We start from the raw sequence: 24,954 nt of genomic DNA, 5'->3' as shown, positions 1-24,954 counted from the left end.
CTATTGTGCAATACCTTGGCCAATAAATTCAAACGTGGGGAGAGGCTATGACACTTAACAATCAGGCCAGGGGCCAGGGCGCCGACCAGTCGGTGCCGACCCTCGATCCAGGGGTGATCGATGCGCTGGCAGCGGAATTGCACCACGCTGAAAAATCGCGCGAGCAAATCCGGCAATTCTCGGTCCGGTATCCGGGATTGACGATTGCCGATGGCTATCGGATCAGCAAGCAATGGGTCGACTTCAAACTCGCAGCAGGCCGGACGGTTTTCGGCCACAAGATCGGCCTGACCTCGCGCGCGATGCAGCAGGCCGCGGGGATCACTGAGCCGGACTATGGCACCCTGCTCGACGACATGGTCTTCGAACAGGGTGGCGACGTGCCGTTCGGCCGGTTCATCACCCCAAAGGTCGAGGTCGAGCTAGCCTTCGTGCTGGGCAAAAGACTCGAAGGCCCCGGGGTGACGATCTTTGACGTCCTGAAGGCAACTGAATACGTCATCCCCGCGGTCGAGATCATTGATAGCCGGACTTTCCCTGTCGATCCCGAAACCGGCACGCGGCGCAAGGTCCAGGACACGATCAGCGACAATGCCGCCAATGCCGGGATCATCGTTGGCGGCTTGCCGGTGCGGCCCGATAAAGTGGACATGCGCTGGATCGGTGCCATGCTGAGCCGCAATGCCGTGATCGAGGAAACGGGCCTCGCGGCGGGCGTGCTCAACAACCCCGCCAACGGTGTGGCCTGGCTGGCCAACCGGCTGGCACCTTGGGGGCAATCGCTCGAAGCGGGTGAGACCGTGCTGGGCGGATCCTTCACCCGCCCGGTCGAAGTGAAGCCGGGTGATGTATTCAATGCCGATTTCGGACCCCTTGGGGCAATCGGCTTTCGATTCGTGTAAGGAGCAAGGCGATGCAGATTCCCGAAAACCGGTTCAAGACCGGATTGCGCGAAGGCCCGATCCAGCTGGGGTTCTGGCTGGCCCTGGCCAATGCGAACATCGCCGAAATCTGCGCTGGACTGGGTTATGACTGGGTGTTGATCGACGCCGAACATGGCGCCCAGACCCTCCCCGGGATTGCCGAACAGTTGCGCGCGGTGGATGCCACCCCGCCTTGTTCGGCAATCGTGCGGGTGCCCGGCCACGATCCGGTGGCCATCCGGCAAATCCTCGATCTCGGAGCCCAGACGATCATGGTGCCGATGGTCGAGACTGCGGAACAGGCCGCAGCAATTGTCAGCGCGTCGCGCTATCCCCCGCAGGGAGATCGCGGCATCGGCGGGGCCCGCGCCGCCCGCTGGGGCCGCTATCCCTCCTATGTGGCACAGGCCAACGCGCAGCTGTGCATCATCGTCCAGATTGAGACCGGCCTTGCGCTCGAAAATCTCGAGGCGATCGCCGCGGTCGATGGCATCGACGCGCTGTTTGTCGGCCCAGCCGACTTGGCCGCATCGCTCGGGCTGCTGGGTGCCGGCAATTTTCCGGCGCTCGCCAAGGTGACCGAGGCGGCACTCGCGCGGAGCCGCGCTGCCGGCATTCCTTGCGGCATCCTGTCGCGCGATGAGCGTCTGGTGCAGCAATATCTGGACGGCGGCGCGCGCTACCTCGCACTCGGGATCGATGCTTTCACCTTGGCCCAGGCCGCCGGAGACATGGCGAAGGACTGGCAAAAGCGCTGCTCCGACCGGGCAACGGATTGAAGCATGACCAAGACTGGATGGAATCCGGCGACGGCCCACGATGCGGCGATGAAGCCGCTGCACGGCGTGCGGGTGCTCGAAGTGGCCCGAATCCTGGCCGGCCCGTGGTGCGGCCAACTGCTGGCAGATCTGGGCGCCGAAGTGATCAAGATCGAACGGCCAGGCAGCGGCGACGATACCCGCCACTGGGGGCCCCCATTCGTGATGTCGGAGCAGGACGAGAACCTGGGATCGGCCTATTTTCATTCGGCCAACCGGGGCAAACGATCGCTTGCGGTCGATATTTCCACTCCAGACGGACAGGAAATCGTGCGCGCGCTGGCTAGCGATGCGGACATCATGATCGAGAACTACAAGGTAGGCGGGCTTGCCAAGTACAAGCTCGACCATGCCGCGCTTGCCTTGCTCAATCCGCGCCTGATCACCTGCTCGATTACCGGCTTCGGCCAGACCGGACCCTATGCGCACCGCGCGGGTTATGACTATATCGCCCAGGCCATGGGCGGCCTGATGTCAATGACGGGCGAACCGCAACGCGAACCGCAGAAGGCCGGAATTGCCGTAGCCGACCTTTTCACCGGCGTCTACAGCGCGGTGGCAGTGCTGGCGGCGCTCAACCGGCGAAACGAAAGCGGGGTCGGCGCCCACATCGACATGGCCTTGCTTGATACCCAGGTCAGCGTCATGGCCAACCAGGCGATGAACTGGATGACGTCGGGCATCGTTCCGCGCCGTGTCGGCAACGGCCATGCCAATTTGGTTCCCTATCAGGCATTTCCGACCGGCGACGGCCCCCTGATCATCGCCGTGGGAAATGACAGCCAGTTTGCGAACCTGTGCCGGGTGCTGGACACCGGACTTGACCGGGACGAACGCTTCGCCACCAATCCCAGCCGGGTTCACAACCGTGCTGACCTGATCGCTGCGTTGGAAAGTCTCACCGCCTCCTGGAAGCGGGACGAGCTGGCTGACCAGCTCGAAGCTGCCGGTGTCCCCGCTGGCCCGATCAATGAACTGGATCAGGTCTTTGCCAACCCCCAGGTCGTCGCGCGCGGCATGGCGATCGTGCGTGACGGCCGCCATGGCGTCGCCAGCCCGATCGTTATCGATGGGGTCAGGATGGTTTCGGACTTGCCCGCGCCCGGAATCCCCGAGACAATCGACTAAAGCGCGATCGTTTGAGGTTCGCTCAGCCGGGCGGGCCGAAAGCGTGAATCGCCCTCAGAAAAATAACCAGAGCCTGATCACACTTAAACCAATCAGGCTCTAGGAACGCGTCCCGGTAATCTTTGCGGCAGCAATTATCTGCATTAACTACGTGTTTCCATTTGTGGCTTTGATGCAGACAGGACCTAAAACGGTTCGGCCGGGCCGCTGGAACTATAATTTGTCCCCACCGGTAATGACGTATCCGGCACGGCTGGAATTGCGGGGCGCGTTGCCACGGGCGGCGCAGACGGCGCCTGCTTTGGCGCCTCCGCCATTTCGCGCGATTTGTCACGCAGCGCCTGCGCCAGTTCGCCCGCGGCATAGCCCTTGGCATAGCCTTGCTGTTCAGCCTGCTGCAAAGCCTGGGCGGATGCAGAGCCGTCCATTCGCGCCAGGCCGCCAGGCGGCAGGGCACAACCTGGCAAAACCATAGCCACCGCCAGCCCCAGCAACCCGGCGCACAACCGCGGGCGCTCACTCCAGATTGACACCGTATCGAATCTTCTACTCATTACCGCAGCATAACCCAGCCGTGAACGGACGTCATCTCACAGGTTAATGTTCCAGACTCAAGGAGTTGCCGCCTTGAAAAATTTACCCCTGCCGAAAGTCTATCAGTGGATCGAACCTGGCCCGGTGGTGCTGCTGACAACCGCGCGCAAGGGGATTGCCAATGTCATGACGATGTCGTGGCACATGATGATCGCGTTCGAGCCGCCGCTCATCTCCTGCGTGGTGAGCGCCGCCAACCACAGCTTCGCGGCGCTGCGGGCAACCAAACAATGCGTAATCGCCATTCCCGGCGCGGCGATGGCCCCGCAGGTGGTAAAAATCGGCAATTGCTCCGGCCGGGACACTGATAAATTCACCCGCTTCGGCATCACACCCCTGCCAGCCTTGCGGGTGGAAGCACCGCTGATCGCGCAATGCCTCGCCAATCTGGAATGCCGCGTGACCGATACCAAACTCGTGAACAAATATAACATATTCATTCTGGAGGTGGTGAAGGCCTGGGTTGACCCCGCGCAAACAGACCGCCGGACCATCCATCACCAGGGTTACGGCAAGTTCGCCGTGGATGGCGAGGTGCTGAAACTGCCTTCAAAGATGCGATGACACGCGCGGCAAATCGGTGCTAGCCTGCGCGCGCATAACATGGTTCCCAGTCATTCCAGGAGTGCATTATGAGCCAGCATAAAATCGCTATGATTGTCGGCAGCCTTCGCCAGGATTCGTTCAACCGTAAACTTGCCACCGGCATCGCCCGGATGGCGCCGGCGGATTTCTCCTTCAACCCGGTGCGGATCGATGATCTGCCGCTCTACAACCAGGATGACGACGCCAATCAGGCCGCCAGCGTGAAACGCCTGAAGGCCGAGATCGCGGGCTCCGCCGGGGTTCTGTTCGTCACGGCGGAATACAACCGCTCGATCCCCGGCGTGCTCAAAAACGCCATTGACAATGCCTCGCGCCCCTACGGCCAGAGCGCCTGGGCGGGGAAACCGGCGGCGGTGCTCGGCGTGTCGATCGGCGCGATCGGCACGGCGCTGGCGCAGCAGCATCTGCGCAATGTGCTGGCCTACCTTGACATGCCCACGCTGGGCGGGCCGGAAGTGTTCATCCAGGCGAAGGATGGGCTCTTTGACGATGCGGGAAATATCGGGCCGGGCAGCCGGGCGTTTTTGCAGGGGTGGATGGATAAATTCACCGGCTGGGTGAAACTGCACACCTGAGACTACCCCTCCTTCACCGCACCGATGAGGAATTCAATATTCCCCTCCGGCCCGGTGATCGGGCTTTTCTCCACCCCCAGCACCCGCCAGCCGGGGAGCGACTCCCACCAGAACCGGATTTTCGCGCAGACCGCGGCGTGAATCTCCGGGTCCCGCACAACCCCGCCCTTGCCAACATGCTCGGACCCAGCCTCGAACTGCGGCTTGATCAGCGCCACCGCGAACGCCCCCGGCGCGCACAAAGCGAGACCGGCAGGCAGCACAATCTGCAACCCGATGAAACTGGCGTCGCAAACCAGCGCGCCGATGGGCTCGGGGATGATCTGCGCGGTGAGATGGCGCGCGTTGGTTTTTTCCAACACGGTAACACGCGGGTCGGAGCGGAGTTTCCAGGCCAACTGGCCGTGGCCGACATCCACCGCATAGACATGTTTGGCGCCATGGGTGAGCAGCACATCGGTGAAGCCGCCGGTGGAGGCGCCAACATCCAGGCATATCCGGCCTGAAGGGTCGAAGCCGAAATGGCCGAGCCCATGCGCCAGCTTCACCCCGCCGCGCGAAACCCAGGGGTGATCCTGGCCTTTCACGAAAAGGGCGGCATCCTCGGACAACAGATCACCGGCCTTCTGCACCCGCGCGGTACCGGCATAAACCAGCCCGGCCATGATGAGCGCCTGCGCCTTGGCGCGCGACTCCACCAGCCCGGTGGCCACAAGCATAAGGTCGGCGCGTTGCCTGGCCATGAGCGGCCCCCGCCCCGGCGCTAGCTCTTCCTCGTCACCGTAAACTTGGCCAGCGCCTGCAACAGCGCGGCACGCTCGCCAAAACTCTCCAAATACCCCGCCGCCTGCTCGGCCAGCAGCTCGGCATGCGCCTTCGCCTGTTCGAGGCCAAGCACGGAGACCATGGTGGCCTTGCCCTGCACCGCGTCCTTGCCCGCTGTCTTGCCTAGCTCCTCGGCGGAGGCGGTTTCGTCCAGCACATCGTCGTATATCTGGAAGGCGGCACCCAGGTCACGGCCATAGGCGGCGATGAAATGCCGCTGCGGCTGCGAGGCACGGCCCAAAATCGCACCGGCCTCGGCGCTAAACTGGATCAGCCGTCCGGTTTTAAGCGCCTGCAAACGGGTGATCTCCGGCCCTGAGAGCTTTTTGCCCTCGCTCGCCATGTCGATCATCTGCCCACCGACCATACCGCGTGCGCCCGCGGCATGGGCCAGCGCCAACACCAGCTCGCAGCGGGCCTCGGCGTCGGCATGGGTGTCTTCCTCGGCCAGCACCTCAAAGGCGCGGGTCTGTAACGCATCGCCCGCGAGAATGGCGGTGGCTTCGTCAAATTGTTTATGACAGCTCGGCATGCCCCGGCGCAGATCATCATCGTCCATCGCCGGCAGATCGTCATGCACCAGCGAATAGGCATGCAGCATTTCCACCGCCGCCGCCACGCGCGCCGCGCAGGTGCGGTTCACCGTGAAGAACTGCGCCGTCTCCATCACCAGAAACGCGCGCATCCGCTTGCCGCCATTGAGCACCGCATAGCGCATCGCCTCGACGACGCGGGCCTCCGCGCCCTCTGGCACCGGCAGCAGCGCGTCCAGCTGGGCTTCCACCACGCGGGCGGTTTCGGCCAGCGCCTCGGCCAGGGCGTTGGGGTTGCACACAATATCAGACGCCATCGGTCAATCCTCGGATTTAAGGGCAAGAGTGCCATCGGCACGGGCGACGATTGCCTGCACGCGGGCCTCGGCCTCCGCCAGTTTGGCTTCACAGTGTTTTTTCAGCGCGGCCCCGCGCTCATAGGCGGTAATCGCGTCCTCCAGCTTTTGCTGGCCCGACTCCAGGCTGCGGACAATGGCCTCCAGGGCCGCCAGCGCATCCTCGAAGGACATTGCCGAAATATCGTTTTTTGCCGTCATGGTTTTGCTGCCTACAGGTTCACTTGAAAATTCACAACCGCATCAGCGCGCGCACATGGGCGGCGGTGCTGGCGGCCAGGGCGGCGAGGTCGTAACCGCCTTCCAGCAATGAAATAACACGGCCAGGACAATGGGTGTCGGAGAGCTCCATCAACGCGCGCGTCACCCAGGCGAAATCCGCCTCACGCAGGCGAAGCTGCGCCAGCGGGTCGGCCACATGCGCGTCGAACCCAGCCGAGATGATCAGCAACTCCGGGCGGAAGGCGGCCACGGCGGGGATGATCCCGCCCTCCCAGGCGGCGCGGAACTCAGGCCCGCCGGAGCCGGGCGCAAGGGGCACATTCATGATATTGCCCGCCACCCCCTGCTCGCGCACCATGCCCGTACCGGGGAAACACGGGTGCTGATGCGAGGAGCCGTAGAACAATTCGGGATCGGGGCCGAAAATATCCTGTGTGCCGTTGCCGTGATGCACATCGAAATCCACCACCGCGATCCGCTTAAGCCCCCAGCGCGCGCGGGCATGATACGCCGCCACCGCCGCATTATTGAAAAAGCAGAACCCCATGGCGCGGTCTCGCTCCGCGTGATGGCCGGGCGGGCGCATCGCCACGAAGGCGGCATGGGCCCAGCCTTCCATCACCGCGTCCACCGCCGCCATGGCGCCGCCCGCCGCGCGCAGAGCGGCTTCCAGCGTGCCGGGACCAAACACCGTATCGCCATCGATATAGGTGGTCTCCTCAGGCGGCAGCGCCAGCATGGCCGCGACATACGCCGCCGTATGCGCGGGCTGTAATGCCGCAACCGGGGCTTTCGGCGCGACCTCGCGCAGCAGCGGGGAAAATATCGGCACCTCCAGCGCGCGCAGCACGGCGCGCAGCCGCTCGGCACATTCGGGGTGGTCCTGCCCGGTATCATGCGCCAATGCCGCCGGATGCGTGAACAACGCAACACTCATGGCACAGCCGCTCTCACCTTGACTGAGAAGCTGAACACCCCGCCGCTCTCGCTAGCGGCGACCAGCGCATGGCCGGTGACTTTGCAAAAATCCCTGAAATCGGCCACCGCCTGGGGGTCGGTCGCCAGGATCCGCAGCTTCTCGCCCGCTGCCATGCCGCGCAACACCCGCGCGGCGCGCAACACCGGCAATGGCGACTTTTGAAACTGCGCATCGATCACACGCTCCCTCATGGTTTTGAGAATGCGCGCCTGGACGGTCTTGAGCAAGACCGGGAATCATCCGACATAGAGGCCATGAGCTATCGCATTGGCGTCGACCTCGGCGGCACAAAAATTGAAATTCTGGTCCTCGGGCCTGGAGGCAATGAGGTTCTGCGCCGCCGCACCGCCACCCCTGCGGGCTATGCGCAAGCCCTGGATACCATCGCAAGCCTCGTGCGCCAGGCCGAAGCGGAAATCGGCGCTACCGCCAGCGTGGGCATCGGCATCCCCGGCAGCATCAGCCCCGCCACCGGGCTGGTGAAAAACGCCAATTCCAACGCGCTGAACGGCCACCCGTTTGACCGGGACCTCGGCGCCCTGCTCCACCGTGAAATCCGTGTCGCCAACGACGCCAACTGCTTTGCCCTCTCGGAGGCGACGGACGGCGCGGCGGCCGGGGCGCGGGTCGTCTTCGGCGTCATCCTGGGGACTGGCTGCGGCGGCGGCATCGTGGTGAACGGGCATATTCTGGAGGGCCGCCACCGCCTCGCCGGCGAATGGGGGCACATCTCCTTGCCCTGGCCGCGCATGGACGAAATGCCGATGCGCCTCTGCTGGTGCGGCCGCGCCGGCTGCCTGGAAACCTATCTCTCAGGCCCCGCCCTGGCCATGGAATGCGACGGCCCCGGCGCGCGCGACGCCAGCCAGATCCCCGCCCGCGCCGCCAGCGGCGATGCACAAGCCGCCGCCGCGCTGGCCCTGCACGCCAACCGCCTCGCGCGCGGGCTGGCAGCCATCACTAACATACTGGACCCCGACGTCATCGTGCTCGGCGGCGGCCTCTCCAACCTGCCCAGCCTCGCCGCCACCCTCCCGGCCCTGATGCAGCCCTATGTCTTCTCCGACACCTGCACCCCGCACATCGTCCGCAACCTGTATGGCGACTCCTCGGGCGTGCGCGGCGCCGCCTGGCTCTGGCCCGAATAAATGCCCGCCATTTGCCGCGACTGCGATGCGCAGGTGTCCGGGGCGGTGTGCGAGGCCTGCGGCAGCGCGCGGGTGGTGCGCCACGATGAGCTGTTCAGCCTGGCAATCGCGCATATCGATTGCGATGCGTTTTTCGCCAGCGTGGAGAAGCGTGACCGGCCTGAGCTGCGCGATCTGCCGGTGATCGTGGGCGGCGGCGCGCGCGGTGTGGTGAGCACCTGCTGCTATGTGGCGCGGCTGTATGGGGTGCGCAGCGCGATGCCGATGTTCAAGGCGCGCGCTCTCTGCCCGAAGGCCGTGGTGATCGCGCCAGACATGAAAAAATATGCGGCGGCCTCGGCGCATGTGCGCCGGTTGATGGAGGCGCTGACGCCGCTGGTGCAGATGCTCTCGGTGGATGAGGCGGCGCTCGATCTGGCGGGAACCCAGGCACTGCACCATGCGCCGCCGGCGGTGGTGCTCAACCGCTTTGCCCGCCAAGTGGAAGCGCAGGTGGGCATCACCGTTTCCATCGGCCTCGCGCGCAACCGGCTGCTGGCCAAGCTGGCGGCGGAGCGGGACAAGCCGCGCGGCTTCACCGTGTTTGGCGCGGAGGCGGCGGCGGCGCTGGCGCCCGAGCCGGTGGGGCTGCTGCCCGGTGTCGGCCCCGCGCAGGTGCGCCGGTTGCAGGCGCTGGGCATTTTGCGCGTGGGGCAGCTGGCGGCGCTGAATGAGCGCACGGCGGTGCAACAGCTGGGCGATGATGGCCCCGCCCTGGTGGCGCGCGCGCGCGGCGAGGACTCAAGGCCGGTGCGGCTGGCGCGGGAGAGCAAGTCCATCAGCGCCGAGACCACATTCGCCGTGGACCTGCGCACACGCCCCGAGCTGGAGGCGGCTCTGTGGAACCTGTGCGAAAAGCTGGGCCGCCGCCTGCGCGGCGAGGCCCTGGCGGCGGCGGGGATTGTGCTGAAGCTGAAGACCGCCGGTTTCCTCAACCGTACCCGCAGCCAGCGGCTCGCAAACCCGACGCAGCTACCCGAAACCATCTTCGATGCCGCGCGCGGCCTGCTGGCACGCGAGGCGGACGGCACCACATTCCGCCTGATCGGCATCGGGGCGGCGCCTCTGGTGGCCGAGGCCCTGGCCGACCAGGGCGATCTGGCCGATGCCGGGGCCGCGCGCCGCCGTGCCCGGCAAAACGCCATCAACCATCTGCGCGAACGTTTCGGGCCATCGGCCGTGCAGCGTGGGCGCGGCTTTCACAAATCGCCCAGAACCGGTTAAACTTGCCCAATGACCGAAAACACCAGCGCCAGCCGCCAGAATTTCCGCGAAGCCATGTCCCGCCTGGGCGCCGCGGTAAATATCATCACCACCACGGGGCCGGAGGGCGACTCCGGGTTCACCGCCTCGGCGGTGTGCAGCGTGACCGACGACCCGCCGACCCTGCTGGTCTGCGTGAACAAAACCGCCAGCAAGCACGATGCCATTCTCGCCGCCGGTTTTTTATGTGTGAACGTGCTGGCGCATGAGCATCAGGAGCTCTCGCCCCTCTTCGCCGGCGCGGGCCATATACCGATGGCCGAACGCTTCGCGCGCGCGCAATGGATGCGCCTGACCACCGGCGCCCCGGTGCTGGAGAGCGCCACCGCCGCGTTTGACTGCACGATCGACCAGATTGTGGAGGTTGGCACGCATAGCGTCATCTTCTGCGCCGTGCGGGCCATCCATCTGGGGGGCACAGCCTCGGGCCTGATCTATCACGGCCGGACCTATCACAAAGTCGGCCCGGAGAAGGGCTGATACCAGCCCGCCAAGAGCTTGACTCTCTGGGTTTGGTGGCGGGCTGGTATCAGCTCTTGATTTTGCGCGCGGCCGCCCCACCAGCCCCGTGCTCATACCAGTCAGCCTTAAGGCTGACTGGTATGAGCACTTATTTCCGTTCGGTTTCCGCCTCAACCCCCAGCATCTGCGCCAGCCGGTCCAACCGGCGCAGCACCGAGTCTCCCGCGAACACGCCGGTGGCCTCCGTCAAGCCCAAAATCAAGCGGTCTTGCGCGATGGCGAGGCTGGTTCCGGCCAGCAGTTGCGGCGTCCCGGCCGAGAGCGTGTAGGCCAGGCGCAGCGCAATGCCCAAGGTCTCCGCACGGCGGGCTGCGTGCATGTCCAGCAAGCTGCGCGCGGGCGCGAGAAACACGGCATCCGGCGGCGCCTCGTAGCGCAGCGCCATGGTCAGCGCGAGAAAAGCTCTGGCGTGGTGGTCCAGCCCAATTCCGGCCTGGCGCAATACGCGCAAAAACGCCTGTTCGGCACGGTATTCCGGGTGCTCATGGCTGCCGATGTCGGAGAGCCAGCATGCGGCCTCGCGCAGGCGGCGCTGCGGGCCGGTCTCGCCAGGGAAGAGCGGGTTGGTCCAGTTTATGAGTTCGGGCGGCAGGCTGGCGTCGCGCATGGTACCGCGCGTGAGGTCGCGCCCGGCCGCCAGCAACGGGTCCTCGCCGCGGATTTCGGGCGGCATCAGCCGGTCGAACCATCCTTCGCGCAGCCCGTTGGCGGAAAACACCACACGGCTGACCCCCGAGACACGCAGCAGCCGCCGCAAAATCACCGCCGCATAGGGCAGATCCTCGATGCGCCGGCGCGGCACGCCGGGCATCCGCTCGATCAGCTTACGGCCCGCCTCGGAGACAACACCGGCCAAATCGCGCGCCTCCTCCCGGCCGATGGTGTAGTGATGCACCATATTCAGCGGGTAGCCGGTCTGGGCAATATGAATCCGCGCCAGCGCCCGGAACGCGCCGCCCGAGAGATACAGATCCCGCCCAGCCGCCTCGCCGATGAAGGGCGTGCGCTCCAGCTCCGCGGTCATAATCGCGCGTGCCTTCAGCAAGTCGCCGCCGGAGCGGTCCGCAAGGCGGATCACACCGACCGGGATCGTCGCCGCCTGGCCCACACGGCCCGATTCGAGCCGTACCAGCTCAAGCGAGCCGCCGCCGAGGTCTGCCAGCACACCATCCGCCCCCGGAATGCCGCAGAGCACGCCCTCCGCCGAGAGCGCAGCCTCCTGCTCGCCCGAGAGCACATTGATCCGCATATCCGGCAGCCGCTGGGTCATCAGCTTGACGAATTCAGCGCCATTTTCAGCATCGCGCACAGCCGACGTCGCCAGCACATCAAACGGGCTGGCCCCCATGGCGCGCGCGATGGCGGCATAACGGCGCAGCACCGTCTCGGTCTGCTCCAAAGCCGCCTCGTCCAGCCGGCCGGTTTTGGTCATGCCCTTGGCGAGGCGGATAACCGCCTTTTCGTTAAAAATCTGAACCGGGTTGCGCGCCTCGCCCTCATAGATGACCAGACGGACAGAGTTGGACCCAAGGTCAACCACCGCGCGGCGCGATAATCCGGAGGGGATGGCGTATTGGGCGGCGGTCATCTCGTTCATGGCTCCTGTCTCGCAGATTTAGACACGCCGGTTAAGTCACACTTCCATGAAAAACCAACGGTGCTGGAGTGCTTATACCAGCCCGCCACCAAACCCAGAGAGTCAAGCTCTTGGCGGGCTGGTATTAGAGCGTGATTGCCTTGCATCAATCACGCTCTACCTTTACTTTGCGATCCATTTCATTGGTTTAGTTTGAATCTGGCGATTCAAGCTAAACCAATATTGATCTAGCGCAGTTGCGGGTTGTCGAAGAGGGGGTTGCGCCAGCGGTGCATGGCCCGGCTCAGCGCCTCGGCCAGTTCGCGCTTTTGCGCTTCGCCCAGCGCACGCGCCACCTCAAAGCTCTTGCCGCGTGAGGAGAACAACAATCTCGGCACGGTGCCGGGGCGCTCCTCCAGCACCACATTCAACCAATCCGGCACCACCGAGAAGCTGGTGCGCCGGCCATGCACATCCGTGCGGGTGACCGCCAGCAGCTCCGCACTCAGGCTGATCGTCTCGCGTTCACGCGCCGCGCGCATATTCAGCCAGAACAGGCAGACCGCCAGGAGCATGTCCGCGATGTTGAAGCCGATGACGGGCCAGGCGCCCAGATGCGCCATTTCGCTGGTCATCAGCAATGAAACCGCGATCATCCCGCCCATCACCATGAACATGGCACGGTATGACAGGCTGCGATGAGGTTTGATCACGGCCTCGAAAATCAGATTTTTGCTCCCCGCACTGGCGGTCTGCGCGTCCATACCGCATAAATCGTATCGACATGGCCACGGGCAAGGGAAAAAATCAACGCATGATGAAACGGGCGGACATCCGGGCGTTTCTGGAGGCGATTTCCGGCGGCAATGCCGACCCGCGCACCGAGCTGGACTACGCCACCCCCTACCAGCTGCTGGTCGCGGTCGTACTCTCGGCCCAGGCCACTGATGTCTCGGTCAACCGTGTGACCAGAACCCTGTTCGCCGATGCCCCCACGCCGCAGGCTATGGTGGCGCTGGGCGAGGCCGGAATCGCGCAGCGAATTCAATCCATCGGCCTGTGGCGGGCCAAGGCGAAAAACGTGGCCATGCTCTCGCAGCTGCTGCTGGAGCGCCACGGCGGCGCGGTGCCCGGCGAGCGCGCGGCGCTGGAGGCGCTGCCCGGCGTGGGCCGCAAAACCGCCAACGTGGTGCTGAACGAGGTTTTCGGCCAGCCGGCGATGGCGGTGGATACGCATATCTTCCGCCTGGGCAACCGCACCGGGCTGGCGCCGGGCACCACCCCGCGCGCGGTGGAGGACGCCTTGCTCAGGCGCATCCCCAAGGACATGCTCAAGCCCGCGCATCTCTGGCTGATTTTGCACGGGCGCTATGTTTGCAAGGCCCGCACGCCGGAATGCTGGCGCTGCCCTGGCGCGGCCTATTGCACCTATGGCCAGAAAAACCTCAAAGCCTGATCGTCTCGCCGCAATCCAGCGTGAAGAACATATCCTCCGTAATCCCCGCCGCCTCCCGCGCCGCGTCCAGATCCTGCTCCGGCGCGCCAATCGCCTCGGCGGTGAGCTGGAACGTGCCGAAATGCATGCCAATGGCCCGCTTCGCCTCCAGCGCCGCGAAGGCCTGCACCGCGTCCTGCGGGTTCATATGCACCGGCTCCATGAACCAGCGCGGCTCATACGCGCCGATCGGCAGCAAGGCCAGATCCGGCGCACCCAGCCGGGCGCGGATTTCAGCAAAGAATTTGGTCGCCCCGGTATCCCCCGCGAAATAGATTCGCCGGCCCAGATGTTCAATGAACATCCCGCCCCAGAGCGTCGCATTGCGGTCATACAAGGTGCGGGCGGCAAAATGCCGCGCCGGCGTCACGGTCAGCACCGCCTCGCCATGGGTGTGGCTCTGCCACCAGTCCAGCTCCACCGCACCGGAGACTCCCTTTTTGCGCAGATACGCGGCATTGCCCAGCGTGGTCACGATATGCACTTTCGGGAAACGCGCCCGCAGTTTGCGCAGCGAGATGATATCCATATGGTCGTAATGATTATGCGACAGCAAAATCAGATCGACATGCGGCAGATGATGCAACGCGACCCCCGACGCGCGGACACGCTTTGGCCCGGCGAATTGCGAGGGCGAGCAACGCGCGGAAAACACCGGATCGGTGAGAATGCTCAACCCCGGCAGGCGGAGCAGAAACGTGCTGTGACCGATAAAGCTGACGGTGGGCGGCTCAGCCGCGGGAACGGGATGGTGATTGTTCTCAACATGCCTGGGCCAGCTGGCCCAGGTCTCCGGGTTTCTGCGCAGCCGCGCCCGCAAAATACTGAAAAAACTCAACCGCCGGCCATCGGGTGCGCGGGCCGTGGGCTCGGGATTGAAGAAACGCCTGCCGTCGTAATGGTCTGAGATGGGATAGGACATGGCGCTTATCTGGTGCGCGCCCGGCGGATTAAAACCAGCGCCTTGCCAGGCGCGGGGTGACGCGCCCGCCGCTTATGTCTTTGCCTCGAACCTGTAAGGGCTGGCGCTGGTGGTCAGCGGGTCGATGCTGAGCCGGTGCGCAAGCGGCGGAAACGCGCGCGAGCGGCAATCCTGGCGCTCGCACAACCGGCAGGAGAGGCCAATGCCCACCGCCGCGGTGGCCAGGTCCAGCCCATCGCCATAAACCAGCTCCCCGGCATGGCTGACATCGCAGCCCATGGCCACAACGCGCACCGGCGGCGGCTCGCCCCAGCGCGCGGGCCGACCGGCGATGGCGCGGGCAAAGCACAAAAATGTCTCCGTGGCTGAAAGCTGCGCCACCTGCACGCGGATGGTCCCCGGCGTGGCGAAGGCGGAATGGACGATCCAGCGCGGGCAGGTGCCGCCAAAGCGCATGAAGGGAAAACCGGCGGCCGAGAAGCGCTTGCTGACATTGCCCGCCGGGTCCACCCGCAAAAAGAAGAACGGCACGCCGCGCGCGCCATTGCGCTGCAAGGTGGAGAGCCGATGGCACGCCTGCTCGTAGCTCACGCCAAAACGCGCCGCGATGGCGTCAACATCGTAGCGCAGCTGCCGCGCTGTCTCCAAAAAGGCGTCATAGGGCATCAGGATCGCGCCGGTGATGTAATTGAGTAGGCCGATGCGCAACAGCTCCGTGGCATCGCGCGACGAGGGGTTGGCGGCCTTGATGATCGGCTCGATCGCATCGCGCGCTTCCAGCAAGGCAAGTTGGAACGCCATCTGGAAGCCCCGGCTCTCGCGCGGCAGATCCTCCGAGAGCGTGAGCAGCCGGGCTTTGGCGTCAAACACCCGCAGCGCGCCAGGGAGCGACTGCACCCGCACAATCAGCCCATGCACCTGGCGCAACCGCTCGGCCAGCGCGTGGCTGCTGCCGATGGTCTGCGCGTTCAGGGTCTCGTTGATAACCTCGGCGGCAGCCTCCAGCGCCGGAAAATGGTTCTCATGGTCATGGAAGAAGTCCCGCACCTCCTCATTGGGCAGCATGATCTTGCGCCCCGACGGCAAGGTGATGCCCGAGGACTCCTCACGTGCCCCGGCCAGGGCGCGATGCAGCGCCAGAATCGCCCGCGCGCCGTTGGGCGCGGCCGCCAGCGCCTGAATCTCGGCCTCGGGCACCGGCTCTATGGCCAGTTGCGGGTCGGCGAACACTTCGCGCAACGCCACTTCGAACTCGCGCTCCTGCACGCCGGAAAGCGCCGCAAGGTCCACGTGCAGAATATCCGTCAGCTTGAACAAGAGCGAGGCGGTGACATTGCGCTGGTCATGCTCAACGAGATTAAGATAACTCGTTGAAATTCCCAATTTTTGTGCCAAACCTTGCTGGGAATACCCCTGCTCCATGCGCAGGCGGCGAATGGTTTTACCAATGGCAGTTTTTGACATAATTTACATATAGCAAAATTTTACAGTAAAGTTAAACACTTATTTCGAGAGTCCAGGCCGAGTTTTCGCTATGCTTCGCGGTGAATTGTAAATTATTAACTGGGTTACGCCCATTCACAGCCTACCCAGGAGACCCGCCATGCAGACCCAGACAATCACCGCCAAAACCTCCATCGAAACCATGCAGGGCCATGACTATGATGACGGCCTGGTGCATTCCCACGGCTGGGCTCGCGAATCGCGTGAACGTAAGGCCACCGCGCCCGCTCAGGATTATGACGACGGGCTGGTCCATGCCCATGCCTGGGCCATGTCCTCCCCGGAACGCTGAATAATTATGCGCCCCCAGGCCCTGCCCGCCACAAACGGGCTTGACTTGGGATGCGAATCACTCTCAAATACCAACAAAAATAAACAAATAAGCGCATAAGCGCAGCCTGTTCAGGAAACGTCCGCGAACACCCCTGGGTCCTTACGCCCAGGGTTTTTTATTGTCTTTTTCTTTCAGAATTTCCCACGGCAGAGAAATCATGGCAACTTGCACCCATGTCCGCCCGGCCATTCAACCTCACCCCAGACCTGCTGCTCCGCGCCTACCGGCTGGGGCTGTTCCCCATGGCGGAATCGCGCAAGAGCCAGACTTTGCACTGGCTCGACCCCGAGATGCGCGGCGTGCTGCCGCTGGATAAATTCCATCTGCCCCGCAGCCTGATGAAAACCCTGCGCAGTGGCAAATTCACCGTCACGGCTGATGTTGACTTCCCCGGCACCATCGCCGCCTGCGCCGCGGCGCGGGAGAACCGGCCGGAGACCTGGATCAACCAGGAGATCGAACGGCTCTTCATCGCGCTGTTCCACCTCGGCTTCGCCCATAGCGTGGAGACCTGGGAGAACGGCGCGCTGGTTGGCGGGCTGTACGGCGCCAGCCTGGGCGGCGCTTTTTTCGGCGAAAGCATGTTCTCCACCGCGACGGACGCGTCCAAAATGGCGCTGGTGCATCTGCTTGCGCGGCTGCGTCTGGGCGGCTTCACCCTGTTGGATACACAGTTCATCACCACCCATCTGGCCCGCTTCGGCGCCGTCGAGATTACGCGCACCGCCTATCAAGCCTTGCTCGCGCAAGCGGTGGAAGCTCCCGCGCGCTTCAGCGCCAGCCCTGATCCTGCCGTATTGCTGCGCGAAATTGACGCCATGAGAAAAGAATCGCCATGAAAATTTTACCCTTCGTACTCCCCGCGCTGCTGGCCGCAGGCCCTGCCCTGGCAACGCCCGTGTTTCTGCCCACACGCGATGTCGCCATCACCTACGAGCTGGATGCCCCCGGCCGCACGGCACAGAACTACCTGCTGAATTACGATGCCGCGCAGGAGCTGGCGCGGGTCGAAAACCCCGCCCAGGGCATCTATATCCTGGCCAACCTGCCCTCGGGCCAGGCGCAGGTGGTGGTGCCCGCCTTGCATGCCATCGTGCAGGCGCCCGATTTTTCGGCCCTGACACAGGAAATCTCCACCGCCGGCGGCGCCCAGTTCACCCCGCTGGGCTCAGGGCATTATGCCGGCATGGCCTGCCAGAAATACCTGGTGCTAAACGCCCATGGCTCGGGCACCGCCTGCATCACGCCCGATGGCGTGGTGCTGCATTTCGCCGGGCGCGATGCCCATGGTTCAGCCGAGGTAACCGCGCTGTCGGTCGCCTACGCCCCGCAACCAGCGCAGGATTTTGCCCCGCCCGCGGGATTTTCCGACCTAACCCTCCCGCCAGGGGCCCTGCAGGCGCTTCTACAGCCGCAATAGCGCCGCAAAATCGCTGGCCGCCACACCGGCGATGCGGAATTTCTTATCCCGCGCGGTGGCTCCCGCCTCCTGGGTGATGGCCGCGGGTTTAATGTGCAGCCAATCCGCCAGGGCTTGAATAATCGCTTCATTGGCCCGCCCATCCTCGGGCGGGGCGGCGACTGAAATCCGCAACCGCGCTTGCGGCCAGCCGGGAATTGGGGCAGCGGCAATCACCGGGCCGACGCCCACCCGCTTCGCGCCGGGATGCGCCTTCACCGCCACAACCAGCCCGGCGGGTGTATCAAGCCAGAAGCGCAATGCCCCGCCTATTGCCCGGCGACAAACCGCTCCAGCCAGTGGATCGTGTAATCGCCATCGATAAACTCCGGCGCCTCCAAAATCCTCTCATGCAGCGGAATCGTGGTTTTGATCCCGGTGATGACAAATTCCCGCAACGCGCGGCGCATGCGGGCAATCGCTTCATCGCGCGTGCGCCCATAGCTGATCAGCTTGGCGATCAAACTGTCATAATGCGGCGGCACACGGTAACCGGCATAGAGTGCGGAGTCGACGCGCACGCCAAGCCCGCCGGGCGGATGATACATCACCACCGTTCCGGGCGATGGCGCAAAGGTTTCCGGGTCCTCGGCGGTGATCCGGCATTCAATGGCATGGCCCGCGAGGTGGATGTCCTTCTGACTGTAACCCAGCGGCTCCCCGGCGGCGATGCGGATCTGCTCATGCACCAGATCCAGCCCCGAGATCATCTCCGAGACCGGATGCTCCACCTGCAAACGAGTGTTCATCTCAATGAAGGAGAACTGCTCGTCCTGGTACAGAAATTCCAGCGTTCCGGCGTTGCGGTAGCCGATTTTCTTCAGCGCCCTGGTCACCGTGGCGCCCAGCTCGTCGCGCTGCGCGGTGGTGATCGCCGGGCTGCCCGCCTCTTCCAGCACCTTCTGGTGGCGCCGCTGCAACGAGCAGTCCCGCTCGCCGATATGCACCACGGCGCCGTGGTTATCAGCCAGGATCTGCAATTCGATGTGGCGCGGCTTGTCGAGGTATTTTTCCATGTACACGGCATTGTTGCCAAACGCCGCCCCGGCCTCGGCGCGGGCCTCATGGAAGGCCGCCGCCAGCTCATCAGCGTTGTAGGCCACTTTCATGCCCCGCCCGCCGCCGCCGGCCGCCGCCTTGATCAGCACCGGGAATTTGATCTTCTCGGCAATCGCATGCGCTTCCTCAAGCGTCGCGATCTCGCCGGGCGAGCCTGGAACCAGCGGCACGCCGAGTTCCATCATGGTGGTCTTGGCGGTGATCTTGTCGCCCATCATGCGGATATGCGCCGCCGTGGGGCCGATAAACACCAGGTTATGCGCCTCCACCATCTCGGCGAAGGCCGCGTTCTCGGAGAGAAACCCATAGCCGGGATGAATCGCCTCGGCGCCGGTGATCAGCGCCGCGGAAATAATCGCCGGCATGTTGAGGTAGGAGTCGCGCGCCAGCGGCGGGCCGATGCACACGCTCTCATCGGCAAGGCGGACATGCATGGCGTCGGTATCGGCGGTGGAATGCACGGCCACCGTGGCGATGCCGAGTTCCCGGCAGGCCCGCTGTATCCGCAGCGCGATTTCGCCGCGATTGGCGATGAGGATTTTCTTGAACATGCTATGCGCCGGTCATTCGATGATCAGCAGAGGCTCGTCGAACTCGACCGGCGCTCCAGGCGCCACGAAAATCTGCTTGACGGTGCCCGCGCGCGGCGCCTTGATCTGGTTGAAGGTCTTCATCGCCTCGATCAGCAGCAGCGTCGCACCCGCCTCAACACTCTGGCCAACGCTCACATAAGGGGCGGCGCCGGGCTCGGCGGAAAGATACGCAACGCCCACCATCGGGCTTTTCACCACGCCGGGGTGCTTGGCCGGATCAGCCCTGTGCTCGGCGGCGGCTTCCGGCACATTTGCGGGGGCATGCACCGGTGCGTGGGCCACGGCCGGCGGCGCCATCACCTGAGCATGCACCTGCGGCAGCGTGCGCACCAGGCGGACCTTACGGTCGCCCTCCGCCAGCTCGATTTCCGAAAGGCCGGTGTCGCTCAGCAGTTCCGCCAGGTCGCGCAGGGTTTTAGGATCGAAGGAAAGGCTCATTGATCTTCTTCCAGAATGTCCGAGAGGGCGATGAGTGCCAGCCTATAGCCTGCAAACCCAAGGCCGCAAATGACCCCGTCGGCAGCGCGCGACACATAAGAGTGCTGGCGGAAGCTCTCACGTTTATGGATGTTGGAGAGATGCACCTCGATCACCGGGATGTCGAGCGCGAGAATGGCGTCCATCAACGCGACCGAGGTATGGGAATACCCGGCCGGATTGATGATGAGCCCGGCCGCGCGGGCGCGCGCCTCATGCACCCAGGAGATCAGCTCTCCCTCCAGATTGCTCTGCCTGACATCGATGGCGACGCCGAGCCCCTCCGCCGTTTCCGCGCACAGGGTTTCCAGGTCATCCAACGTGCCGGTGCCATAGACCTCGGGCTCGCGGGTTCCCAGCAGATTAAGGTTCGGGCCGTTCAATACAAAGATAAGTGGTGTCGTCATTTTATCCCCGCTAGCACACCCAAATCGTAGCCGCCAAATTTTACGCGGCGGCGGCCTTGCGAGGGGGGGCGGCTCAGCCGATAATGCGGCCATGAGTGTGACGAGCGAAGCAACCCGCATAACGGTAAACGGCGAGCCCCTGGCGGTGGCGCCGGGCATGAGCGTCGCCGGGCTGATCGGGCAGCTGGGGCTGGATACGCGCAAAGTGGCGGTGGAGCGCAATATGGAGATCGTGCCCCGCTCAACCTATGCGGACGTGCGCCTCACCCCGGGCGATGCAATTGAAATTGTTCATTTTATTGGTGGCGGTTAAATGGGGTCGCACATAGGTACGGGCGATGTGTGGACCGTGGCCGGGCGCAAATTTGCCTCCCGGCTGGTGGTCGGCACCGGAAAGTACAAGGATTTGCCCACCACGGCGGCGGCCATCGAGGCTTCCGGCGCGGAGATGGTGACCGTCGCGGTGCGGCGCGTGAACCTCTCTGACCGCAACGCGCCGATGTTGCAGGATTATGTAAGCCCGCAGCGATACACTTATTTACCCAATACCGCCGGCTGCTTCACGGCCGATGAAGCCGTGCGCACCCTGCGCCTGGCGCGCGAGGCGGGCGGGTGGAATCTGGTGAAGCTGGAAGTCCTCGGCCCGGCGCCGACGCTCTACCCGGACATGCCCGCCACCTTCGAGGCCGCCAAAGCCCTGATCAAGGACGGTTTCGAGGTCATGGTGTACTGCTCTGACGACCCGATCGCCGCGAAACGGCTGGAGGAGATGGGCTGCGTCGCCATCATGCCGCTCGGCGCGCCCATCGGCTCCGGGCTCGGCGTGCAGAACCCGCTGATGATCCAGATGATCATCGAACAGGCGAAAGTGCCCGTGCTGGTGGATGCCGGAGTCGGCACCGCTTATGATGCCACCTTCGCCATGGAGCTTGGCTGCGCCGCCGTGCTGGTGAATTCAGCCATCGCCATGGCCGATGACCCGGTGCTGATGGCGCGCGCGATGAAAGCGGGGGTGAAAGCCGGGCGCTTGGCCTTCCGCGCCGGGCGCATCCCGCGCCGGGGCTTTGCCAGCGCCTCCAGCCCGATGACGGGGCTAATCCGTTAAAAAATCTTAAAACAATATACGTCTGCGAGATGCAGCGGAGTTCAGCGGCAGGACACTAGAGCCTGATTGGTTTAAGTGTGATCAGGCTCTGGCCGTTTTCTGAGGGCGATTCACGCTTTCGGCTCGCCCGGTTGAGCGAACCTCAAACGATCGCGCTCTAACGGCGCGCGAGCTTGCAGCCCACGGGCATCTGCCCCTCATAGGGCTGCCATATCTGGGTCTGGCCAAGGATCGGCAGCCCCAGATACCCACGCATCCGCAAATCATGGTTCGCATCCAGCGCGATGCTGGCGTGGTAGACATTACCGCTGCGCGGATCGAGCACCCTGCCCACCCAGTCGGCGGCATCGCCATCGCTCCCCATCAGCGCCGTTTGCAGAATCACCTCGCCGCATTGCGGCTGGCCGCGCCAATCCACCGGCATCGGGTCGCCGGGGTGTTTCAGCGCAATACCAACGATTCGGCCGCAAAGCTCACCGCCGCACGGCGCCACCTGAATCACGGCGGAATGGTCAGCCGTTAACCAATTGCCAACAGGGGCGGCAACGGAGGCGCTAGCGGCAAACGCTGCCCCACCCCCGCAAAACACAGCGGCTGCCAGCCAAAAGCCGCGCAAAAAGCGAAGCAAAGCAAAGTCTCCCAGACAGATCAGCGAATTTTTTCTTACGATCTGATAAAATCCACCTACCAAGATTTTAACCCGCTGGACCAGTGAATAGCCACACCGCATTGAATATTTCGCATAGCTGTTGCAAATAAAGCACGTATCGAAGCCGTTCAGTCTGCCAACGTCAGGCAAAGCGTCAGCGCATCGCCGCCATTAGGGTAATAGGCCTTGCGCAACCCCGTCTGCGTGAACCCCAGCGTGGCATACAACGCCCGTGCCGCCGCGTTTTCCGTCGCCACCTCCAGATGAATCGTCTTAACGCCCCGCCAGCCCGCCGCGCGAATCGCCTGACGCATCAGTGCTCCACCAATGCCTTGCCGCGGCACGGTAACGCCGACGCTAAGAATCTCCGCCTCATCCAGCACCACTCGCAACAGCAAGAACCCGCCGCGTTCATCGACAAAACAAACCACGCCGGGCTGCCCCAGCAGCGCCGCGAAGCTGCGCTCATCCCATGGATCATCCGGAAACGCCGCCGCATGCAGCCGCGCCAGAACCGCCACATAGGCGGGTCCTGCCTCTATCACATCCATCATTAAACCGGCGGTGGCCGCAAGCCTGCGGCGGGTAGCTTCGCCTCCGGCGGATCAACATAAACAGGCTGGGCGGCATGGGCCGGCAAACCCGCCGCCTGGCGCGCCAGGGCGGCATGCGCAACCCACACGGGGTCCAACCGCCTGGCGTTGGTCAGCATCACATTCCCTCCGGCCGCGGCCAGAACCGCCGCCACCTCATTGGCGGCATCCCCCGCCACTGCCACGGGTTGCCGGATCCGCGGCAGGTCCGCATCGGCGAGCGCCTCGGCGGCCCCGTCACGGATCAGGAAAATCCGGTTCCTGCGCGCCCTTATCGCCACCCAGAGCGGCCGGTGCAGCGCCGGAAACGCCGCCGCATAACTCTCCGCAACCGTCACCCCCAGCAGCGGCACGCCGGCCGCCTCGGCAAAGCCTTGCGCCAGGGAAATTGCCGTACGCAGCCCGGTGAAACTGCCCGGGCCGATGGTGACAGCCACCTGGGCAATCCGCCGCCCCGCCACCGCCTGTTGCAGCAACGGCGGCAGTGCCTCTATCAGCCCAGGGCGGCCGGGCGCGAAAAGCTTAACAGCCACCGCGCCGTCCTGCGCCAGCACGGCAATCCCCGCCCGCGCGCCCGATGCGTCAATTGTCAGCATGCTCAAGCGAAAATCGCGGCCTCGTCAAAATCGAGTTTGGGCAGGCGCGCAAACGGATGTTCACCCGGCACGGCATGGCCGAGGTTGATCAAAAAATTCGCCTTCCAACCGCTCTGGCTGAAAAAATTCCGGTTCACGACCGCTTTGTCGAACCCCGACATCGGCCCGCAGTCGATCCCCAAGGCCCGCGCCGCCATGATCAGATACGCCCCCTGCAAGGTGGAGTTGCGAAAAGCCGTCTCCTCCGCCAGATCCGGATTGCCCGAGAACCACCCCTTGGCATCCGCCGGCGGGTAAAGCTTTGGCAAATCCATGTAAAACACCGGGTCCTGCGCCACAATCACGGTCACCGGCGCCGCCATGGTCTTGTCCAAATTCCCGGCGCTCAGCGCGGGCTTCAGCTTCTCCTTACCCTCGGGCGTGCGGATGAACACAAAGCGCGCGGGCGAACAATTAGCCGAAGTCGGACCCATTTTCACCAGGTCGTAGATAGCCTTGATTTCATCGTCGGTAATCGGCTCATCGGTAAACTCCCACTTAGTGCGGGCGCTGCGGAAGAGCACATCGAGCGCATTATCGTCCAAAGCCATGACTATTCCCTTTCTTCAAGCCGCCTGTGTAACAGACAACACCTCAGGGATGTAGTGCTTCAGCATATTCTCGATCCCATGCTTGAGCGTGGCGGTGGAGGATGGGCACCCCGCGCAGGACCCCTGCATCTTCAGGCTGACCACGCCGTCGCGGAAACCACGGAAGATGATATCCCCGCCATCGCCCGCCACGGCGGGGCGCACCCGGGTATCAAGCAATTCCTTAATCTGGGCGACAATCTCGGCATCCGCCGGATCAACGTCCTCGGCCTGCAACCCCGCATGCTCGCTCATAATCGGCCGGTTGGCGAGCAGATGCTCCATCAGCAACCCCAGCACCTGCGGCTTCAGCCCGGCCCAATCGGCTTCAGCGGTTTTGGTGACGGTGACAAAATCCCCGCCAAGAAACACGCGCGCCACGCCCGGCAGACCAAACAGCGCATCGGCCAGCGGCGAGAGCAGAGCCTCGTCGGCATCAGCGAAATCAGCTGTCAGATCGCCCAAAATCTCCCGGCCGGGAAGAAATTTCAGCGTAGCGGGATTCGGCGTGCCTTCGGTCTCAATAAACATGTGTTTGCTCTCGATCCAATCTGGACCAGTGAGGTCCGGTTGCAGCCTAAATCGGATGTTTTGTCCGCCCTGACAAGAGGCGCCACGGTCATAAGCCTCCCTCGCCGGGCATACTGGTCATGCGGCCCGCACTCATGCCGGACTTCAGCCCCTTGCCGCGCGGCCAAGGCGCGGCAAAATGATGGCCCCTGTGCGCGCCTGATACCGCCGGTAGGCATCCCCGCGGCTCGCCAGCATGGCTTCCTCCAGCGGCGGCACGCCTGAAGCATAGCGCAGTGTCAGGCACATCAGCACAGGCGCCCGCATAACCAGCGTCACCCCCGCGCCAACCCGCGCGCAGTACCCTGCGTCATGAATGCGGCAGGGTACTTAGCTCTACAGTTGCATTTTTGATTTGAGGTGAGCACGTCTTGCTATTGCTTGATGGTTCCGTCTGAATATTGACCATTTTAGGATGCGCTCGACGGGGAGTTGCCGTTGCGCGAGCTTCAGGGT

The 24,954-nt window shown here is 64.0% G+C and carries 32 protein-coding genes and 1 pseudogene; 13 read left to right on the top strand and 20 right to left on the bottom strand.

Going from position 1 to position 24,954, the window contains the following annotated elements; all coding sequences use genetic code 11:
- The first annotated feature begins 47 nt into the window (after nucleotides 1-47).
- From hpaH to PHE40_RS04080, 3 genes are read left to right on the top strand one after another with little or no spacing between them, the layout of a single operon-like run.
- The gene (gene hpaH / locus PHE40_RS04090; RefSeq protein ID WP_299958370.1) at nucleotides 48-902 is read left to right on the top strand and encodes a 2-oxo-hept-4-ene-1,7-dioate hydratase; all 855 of its coding nucleotides are present in this window, start codon (nucleotides 48-50) and stop codon (nucleotides 900-902) included.
- An 11-nt stretch (nucleotides 903-913) separates the two neighbouring features.
- Complete coding sequence (locus PHE40_RS04085; RefSeq protein WP_299958367.1) at nucleotides 914-1,702, top strand: HpcH/HpaI aldolase/citrate lyase family protein; 789 nt, start codon at nucleotides 914-916, stop codon at nucleotides 1,700-1,702.
- A 3-nt stretch (nucleotides 1,703-1,705) separates the two neighbouring features.
- Complete coding sequence (locus PHE40_RS04080) at nucleotides 1,706-2,869, top strand: CaiB/BaiF CoA-transferase family protein (RefSeq protein ID WP_299958365.1); 1,164 nt, start codon at nucleotides 1,706-1,708, stop codon at nucleotides 2,867-2,869.
- 185 nt (nucleotides 2,870-3,054) lie between these two features.
- On the opposite strand, the gene PHE40_RS04075 is transcribed toward PHE40_RS04080, so the two are convergent.
- Complete coding sequence (locus PHE40_RS04075) at nucleotides 3,055-3,297, bottom strand: hypothetical protein (RefSeq protein ID WP_299958362.1); 243 nt, start codon at nucleotides 3,295-3,297, stop codon at nucleotides 3,055-3,057.
- 199 nt (nucleotides 3,298-3,496) lie between these two features.
- Between PHE40_RS04075 and PHE40_RS04070 the strand changes: the two genes are divergently transcribed.
- Nucleotides 3,497-4,027, top strand: a complete 531-nt coding sequence (locus tag PHE40_RS04070; protein ID WP_299958359.1) for a flavin reductase family protein — start codon at nucleotides 3,497-3,499, stop codon at nucleotides 4,025-4,027.
- Nucleotides 4,028-4,095: 68 nt separating this feature from the next.
- Nucleotides 4,096-4,644 (top strand): NADPH-dependent FMN reductase, encoded by a 549-nt coding sequence (locus PHE40_RS04065; RefSeq protein WP_299958356.1) that lies wholly within the window; start codon nucleotides 4,096-4,098, stop codon nucleotides 4,642-4,644.
- A 2-nt stretch (nucleotides 4,645-4,646) separates the two neighbouring features.
- Here the strand turns inward: PHE40_RS04065 and PHE40_RS04060 are convergent, their stop codons facing one another.
- From PHE40_RS04060 to PHE40_RS04040, 5 genes are read right to left on the bottom strand one after another with little or no spacing between them, the layout of a single operon-like run.
- Nucleotides 4,647-5,387 carry a TlyA family RNA methyltransferase gene (locus PHE40_RS04060; RefSeq protein ID WP_299958353.1) on the bottom strand — a complete coding sequence of 247 codons (741 nt, stop codon included), beginning with the start codon at nucleotides 5,385-5,387 and terminating at the stop codon, nucleotides 4,647-4,649.
- Nucleotides 5,388-5,407: 20 nt separating this feature from the next.
- Nucleotides 5,408-6,319 (bottom strand): polyprenyl synthetase family protein, encoded by a 912-nt coding sequence (locus PHE40_RS04055; protein ID WP_299958350.1) that lies wholly within the window; start codon nucleotides 6,317-6,319, stop codon nucleotides 5,408-5,410.
- A 3-nt stretch (nucleotides 6,320-6,322) separates the two neighbouring features.
- Entirely contained in the window at nucleotides 6,323-6,559 is a 237-nt protein-coding gene (locus tag PHE40_RS04050) for an exodeoxyribonuclease VII small subunit (protein ID WP_299958347.1), read from the bottom strand.
- A gap of 31 nt (nucleotides 6,560-6,590) precedes the next feature.
- On the bottom strand, nucleotides 6,591-7,517 hold the full coding sequence (locus PHE40_RS04045) for a histone deacetylase family protein (protein WP_299958344.1): 927 nt from the start codon (nucleotides 7,515-7,517) through the stop codon (nucleotides 6,591-6,593).
- Complete coding sequence (locus PHE40_RS04040) at nucleotides 7,514-7,750, bottom strand: sulfurtransferase TusA family protein (RefSeq protein WP_291424843.1); 237 nt, start codon at nucleotides 7,748-7,750, stop codon at nucleotides 7,514-7,516. Before PHE40_RS04040 ends, PHE40_RS04045 begins: the two co-directional genes overlap by 4 nt.
- Before the next feature lie 63 nt (nucleotides 7,751-7,813).
- Between PHE40_RS04040 and PHE40_RS04035 the strand changes: the two genes are divergently transcribed.
- The 3 genes from PHE40_RS04035 to PHE40_RS04025 are packed head-to-tail and all read left to right on the top strand — an operon-like array spanning nucleotide 7,814 to nucleotide 10,489.
- Complete coding sequence (locus PHE40_RS04035; protein WP_299958341.1) at nucleotides 7,814-8,707, top strand: ROK family protein; 894 nt, start codon at nucleotides 7,814-7,816, stop codon at nucleotides 8,705-8,707.
- A complete protein-coding gene (locus tag PHE40_RS04030) occupies nucleotides 8,708-9,970 on the top strand; it encodes a DNA polymerase IV (RefSeq protein WP_299958338.1) in 1,263 nt (420 codons plus the stop codon).
- Nucleotides 9,971-9,979: 9 nt separating this feature from the next.
- Complete coding sequence (locus PHE40_RS04025; protein WP_299958335.1) at nucleotides 9,980-10,489, top strand: flavin reductase; 510 nt, start codon at nucleotides 9,980-9,982, stop codon at nucleotides 10,487-10,489.
- A gap of 130 nt (nucleotides 10,490-10,619) precedes the next feature.
- Here the strand turns inward: PHE40_RS04025 and PHE40_RS04020 are convergent, their stop codons facing one another.
- Nucleotides 10,620-12,119, bottom strand: coding sequence for a Ppx/GppA family phosphatase (locus tag PHE40_RS04020; RefSeq protein ID WP_408838531.1), 1,500 nt, complete (start codon nucleotides 12,117-12,119; stop codon nucleotides 10,620-10,622).
- Nucleotides 12,120-12,355: 236 nt separating this feature from the next.
- A complete protein-coding gene (locus PHE40_RS04015) occupies nucleotides 12,356-12,871 on the bottom strand; it encodes a DUF2244 domain-containing protein (protein ID WP_299958330.1) in 516 nt (171 codons plus the stop codon).
- Nucleotides 12,872-12,924: 53 nt separating this feature from the next.
- Here PHE40_RS04015 and nth point away from each other — a divergent pair, with 53 nt between their 5' ends.
- Nucleotides 12,925-13,563 carry an endonuclease III gene (nth, locus tag PHE40_RS04010; RefSeq protein ID WP_299958389.1) on the top strand — a complete coding sequence of 213 codons (639 nt, stop codon included), beginning with the start codon at nucleotides 12,925-12,927 and terminating at the stop codon, nucleotides 13,561-13,563.
- On the opposite strand, the gene PHE40_RS04005 is transcribed toward nth, so the two are convergent.
- Together PHE40_RS04005 and PHE40_RS04000 are read right to left on the bottom strand one after the other, a co-directional pair.
- A complete protein-coding gene (locus PHE40_RS04005) occupies nucleotides 13,553-14,524 on the bottom strand; it encodes an MBL fold metallo-hydrolase (RefSeq protein ID WP_299958327.1) in 972 nt (323 codons plus the stop codon). The genes nth and PHE40_RS04005 overlap by 11 nt on opposite strands.
- Before the next feature lie 72 nt (nucleotides 14,525-14,596).
- Complete coding sequence (locus PHE40_RS04000; RefSeq protein WP_299958324.1) at nucleotides 14,597-15,988, bottom strand: short-chain fatty acyl-CoA regulator family protein; 1,392 nt, start codon at nucleotides 15,986-15,988, stop codon at nucleotides 14,597-14,599.
- A 139-nt stretch (nucleotides 15,989-16,127) separates the two neighbouring features.
- Between PHE40_RS04000 and PHE40_RS03995 the strand changes: the two genes are divergently transcribed.
- The 3 genes from PHE40_RS03995 (at nucleotide 16,128) to PHE40_RS03985 (ending at nucleotide 17,781) form a co-directional block, all read left to right on the top strand.
- Complete coding sequence (locus PHE40_RS03995; protein WP_299958322.1) at nucleotides 16,128-16,319, top strand: hypothetical protein; 192 nt, start codon at nucleotides 16,128-16,130, stop codon at nucleotides 16,317-16,319.
- Between the two features lie 215 nt (nucleotides 16,320-16,534).
- On the top strand, nucleotides 16,535-17,200 hold the full coding sequence (gene aat, locus PHE40_RS03990; RefSeq protein ID WP_299958319.1) for a leucyl/phenylalanyl-tRNA--protein transferase: 666 nt from the start codon (nucleotides 16,535-16,537) through the stop codon (nucleotides 17,198-17,200).
- Nucleotides 17,197-17,781, top strand: a complete 585-nt coding sequence (locus tag PHE40_RS03985; RefSeq protein ID WP_299958314.1) for a hypothetical protein — start codon at nucleotides 17,197-17,199, stop codon at nucleotides 17,779-17,781. The genes aat and PHE40_RS03985 overlap by 4 nt, the downstream gene beginning before the upstream one ends.
- On the opposite strand, the gene PHE40_RS03980 is transcribed toward PHE40_RS03985, so the two are convergent.
- From PHE40_RS03980 to aroQ, 4 genes are read right to left on the bottom strand one after another with little or no spacing between them, the layout of a single operon-like run.
- Nucleotides 17,767-18,081 (bottom strand): DUF167 domain-containing protein, encoded by a 315-nt coding sequence (locus tag PHE40_RS03980; protein WP_299958312.1) that lies wholly within the window; start codon nucleotides 18,079-18,081, stop codon nucleotides 17,767-17,769. The genes PHE40_RS03985 and PHE40_RS03980 overlap by 15 nt on opposite strands.
- Nucleotides 18,082-18,089: 8 nt before the next feature.
- The gene (gene accC, locus PHE40_RS03975; RefSeq protein ID WP_299958309.1) at nucleotides 18,090-19,430 is read right to left on the bottom strand and encodes an acetyl-CoA carboxylase biotin carboxylase subunit; all 1,341 of its coding nucleotides are present in this window, start codon (nucleotides 19,428-19,430) and stop codon (nucleotides 18,090-18,092) included.
- Nucleotides 19,431-19,442: 12 nt separating this feature from the next.
- Nucleotides 19,443-19,910 (bottom strand): acetyl-CoA carboxylase biotin carboxyl carrier protein, encoded by a 468-nt coding sequence (gene accB / locus PHE40_RS03970; protein WP_299958306.1) that lies wholly within the window; start codon nucleotides 19,908-19,910, stop codon nucleotides 19,443-19,445.
- Complete coding sequence (aroQ, locus tag PHE40_RS03965; protein WP_299958303.1) at nucleotides 19,907-20,356, bottom strand: type II 3-dehydroquinate dehydratase; 450 nt, start codon at nucleotides 20,354-20,356, stop codon at nucleotides 19,907-19,909. The genes accB and aroQ overlap by 4 nt, the downstream gene beginning before the upstream one ends.
- A gap of 91 nt (nucleotides 20,357-20,447) precedes the next feature.
- Here aroQ and thiS point away from each other — a divergent pair.
- Nucleotides 20,448-21,461: pseudogene (gene thiS / locus PHE40_RS03960) on the top strand (sulfur carrier protein ThiS).
- A gap of 157 nt (nucleotides 21,462-21,618) precedes the next feature.
- On the opposite strand, the gene PHE40_RS03955 reads toward thiS, so the two are convergent.
- From PHE40_RS03955 to PHE40_RS03930, 6 genes are all read right to left on the bottom strand, one after another.
- On the bottom strand, nucleotides 21,619-22,191 hold the full coding sequence (locus PHE40_RS03955; RefSeq protein ID WP_299958301.1) for a DUF2147 domain-containing protein: 573 nt from the start codon (nucleotides 22,189-22,191) through the stop codon (nucleotides 21,619-21,621).
- Nucleotides 22,192-22,238: 47 nt separating this feature from the next.
- Nucleotides 22,239-22,664, bottom strand: coding sequence for a GNAT family N-acetyltransferase (locus tag PHE40_RS03950; protein WP_299958298.1), 426 nt, complete (start codon nucleotides 22,662-22,664; stop codon nucleotides 22,239-22,241).
- Nucleotides 22,664-23,299: a tRNA (adenosine(37)-N6)-threonylcarbamoyltransferase complex dimerization subunit type 1 TsaB gene (gene tsaB / locus PHE40_RS03945; RefSeq protein ID WP_299958295.1), complete on the bottom strand. Its 636-nt coding sequence runs from the start codon at nucleotides 23,297-23,299 to the stop codon at nucleotides 22,664-22,666. Before tsaB ends, PHE40_RS03950 begins: the two co-directional genes overlap by 1 nt.
- Before the next feature lie 2 nt (nucleotides 23,300-23,301).
- The gene (locus tag PHE40_RS03940; protein WP_299958292.1) at nucleotides 23,302-23,889 is read right to left on the bottom strand and encodes a malonic semialdehyde reductase; all 588 of its coding nucleotides are present in this window, start codon (nucleotides 23,887-23,889) and stop codon (nucleotides 23,302-23,304) included.
- A gap of 15 nt (nucleotides 23,890-23,904) precedes the next feature.
- The gene (locus tag PHE40_RS03935) at nucleotides 23,905-24,459 is read right to left on the bottom strand and encodes a NifU family protein (RefSeq protein ID WP_299958290.1); all 555 of its coding nucleotides are present in this window, start codon (nucleotides 24,457-24,459) and stop codon (nucleotides 23,905-23,907) included.
- A 144-nt stretch (nucleotides 24,460-24,603) separates the two neighbouring features.
- Nucleotides 24,604-24,765 (bottom strand): DUF1295 domain-containing protein, encoded by a 162-nt coding sequence (locus PHE40_RS03930; RefSeq protein WP_408838515.1) that lies wholly within the window; start codon nucleotides 24,763-24,765, stop codon nucleotides 24,604-24,606.
- Nucleotides 24,766-24,954: the final 189 nt, after the last annotated feature.

The organism is Acidocella sp., from assembly GCF_028687955.1.
Lineage (GTDB): Bacteria > Pseudomonadota > Alphaproteobacteria > Acetobacterales > Acetobacteraceae > Acidocella.
The sequence above is the reverse complement of the archived record's forward strand: the minus strand, read 5'-3'. Positions and strand labels throughout refer to the sequence as shown.

What these genes read in the sequence shown, in the direction of transcription:
- PHE40_RS04005 (WP_299958327.1), bottom strand. Translation starts at nt 14,524, where the DNA reads ATGTCCTATCCCATCTCAGACCATTACGACGGCAGGCGTTTCTTCAAT.
- hpaH (WP_299958370.1), top strand. Translation starts at nt 48, where the DNA reads ATGACACTTAACAATCAGGCCAGGGGCCAGGGCGCCGACCAGTCGGTG.
- tsaB (WP_299958295.1), bottom strand. Translation starts at nt 23,299, where the DNA reads ATGCTGACAATTGACGCATCGGGCGCGCGGGCGGGGATTGCCGTGCTG.
- nth (WP_299958389.1), top strand. Translation starts at nt 12,925, where the DNA reads ATGAAACGGGCGGACATCCGGGCGTTTCTGGAGGCGATTTCCGGCGGC.
- PHE40_RS04080 (WP_299958365.1), top strand. Translation starts at nt 1,706, where the DNA reads ATGACCAAGACTGGATGGAATCCGGCGACGGCCCACGATGCGGCGATG.
- PHE40_RS03930 (WP_408838515.1), bottom strand. Translation starts at nt 24,765, where the DNA reads ATGCGGGCGCCTGTGCTGATGTGCCTGACACTGCGCTATGCTTCAGGC.
- PHE40_RS04060 (WP_299958353.1), bottom strand. Translation starts at nt 5,387, where the DNA reads ATGGCCAGGCAACGCGCCGACCTTATGCTTGTGGCCACCGGGCTGGTG.
- PHE40_RS04035 (WP_299958341.1), top strand. Translation starts at nt 7,814, where the DNA reads ATGAGCTATCGCATTGGCGTCGACCTCGGCGGCACAAAAATTGAAATT.
- PHE40_RS04050 (WP_299958347.1), bottom strand. Translation starts at nt 6,559, where the DNA reads ATGACGGCAAAAAACGATATTTCGGCAATGTCCTTCGAGGATGCGCTG.
- PHE40_RS04040 (WP_291424843.1), bottom strand. Translation starts at nt 7,750, where the DNA reads ATGAGGGAGCGTGTGATCGATGCGCAGTTTCAAAAGTCGCCATTGCCG.
- PHE40_RS04075 (WP_299958362.1), bottom strand. Translation starts at nt 3,297, where the DNA reads ATGGACGGCTCTGCATCCGCCCAGGCTTTGCAGCAGGCTGAACAGCAA.
- PHE40_RS03950 (WP_299958298.1), bottom strand. Translation starts at nt 22,664, where the DNA reads ATGATGGATGTGATAGAGGCAGGACCCGCCTATGTGGCGGTTCTGGCG.
- PHE40_RS03955 (WP_299958301.1), bottom strand. Translation starts at nt 22,191, where the DNA reads ATGCGGTGTGGCTATTCACTGGTCCAGCGGGTTAAAATCTTGGTAGGT.
- accB (WP_299958306.1), bottom strand. Translation starts at nt 19,910, where the DNA reads ATGAGCCTTTCCTTCGATCCTAAAACCCTGCGCGACCTGGCGGAACTG.
- PHE40_RS04025 (WP_299958335.1), top strand. Translation starts at nt 9,980, where the DNA reads ATGACCGAAAACACCAGCGCCAGCCGCCAGAATTTCCGCGAAGCCATG.
- accC (WP_299958309.1), bottom strand. Translation starts at nt 19,430, where the DNA reads ATGTTCAAGAAAATCCTCATCGCCAATCGCGGCGAAATCGCGCTGCGG.
- PHE40_RS04020 (WP_408838531.1), bottom strand. Translation starts at nt 12,119, where the DNA reads ATGACCGCCGCCCAATACGCCATCCCCTCCGGATTATCGCGCCGCGCG.
- aroQ (WP_299958303.1), bottom strand. Translation starts at nt 20,356, where the DNA reads ATGACGACACCACTTATCTTTGTATTGAACGGCCCGAACCTTAATCTG.
- PHE40_RS04085 (WP_299958367.1), top strand. Translation starts at nt 914, where the DNA reads ATGCAGATTCCCGAAAACCGGTTCAAGACCGGATTGCGCGAAGGCCCG.
- PHE40_RS03995 (WP_299958322.1), top strand. Translation starts at nt 16,128, where the DNA reads ATGCAGACCCAGACAATCACCGCCAAAACCTCCATCGAAACCATGCAG.
- PHE40_RS04000 (WP_299958324.1), bottom strand. Translation starts at nt 15,988, where the DNA reads ATGTCAAAAACTGCCATTGGTAAAACCATTCGCCGCCTGCGCATGGAG.
- PHE40_RS04030 (WP_299958338.1), top strand. Translation starts at nt 8,708, where the DNA reads ATGCCCGCCATTTGCCGCGACTGCGATGCGCAGGTGTCCGGGGCGGTG.
- PHE40_RS03940 (WP_299958292.1), bottom strand. Translation starts at nt 23,889, where the DNA reads ATGGCTTTGGACGATAATGCGCTCGATGTGCTCTTCCGCAGCGCCCGC.
- PHE40_RS04015 (WP_299958330.1), bottom strand. Translation starts at nt 12,871, where the DNA reads ATGGACGCGCAGACCGCCAGTGCGGGGAGCAAAAATCTGATTTTCGAG.
- PHE40_RS03985 (WP_299958314.1), top strand. Translation starts at nt 17,197, where the DNA reads ATGAAAATTTTACCCTTCGTACTCCCCGCGCTGCTGGCCGCAGGCCCT.
- PHE40_RS04045 (WP_299958344.1), bottom strand. Translation starts at nt 7,517, where the DNA reads ATGAGTGTTGCGTTGTTCACGCATCCGGCGGCATTGGCGCATGATACC.
- aat (WP_299958319.1), top strand. Translation starts at nt 16,535, where the DNA reads ATGTCCGCCCGGCCATTCAACCTCACCCCAGACCTGCTGCTCCGCGCC.
- PHE40_RS04055 (WP_299958350.1), bottom strand. Translation starts at nt 6,319, where the DNA reads ATGGCGTCTGATATTGTGTGCAACCCCAACGCCCTGGCCGAGGCGCTG.
- PHE40_RS03935 (WP_299958290.1), bottom strand. Translation starts at nt 24,459, where the DNA reads ATGTTTATTGAGACCGAAGGCACGCCGAATCCCGCTACGCTGAAATTT.
- PHE40_RS04065 (WP_299958356.1), top strand. Translation starts at nt 4,096, where the DNA reads ATGAGCCAGCATAAAATCGCTATGATTGTCGGCAGCCTTCGCCAGGAT.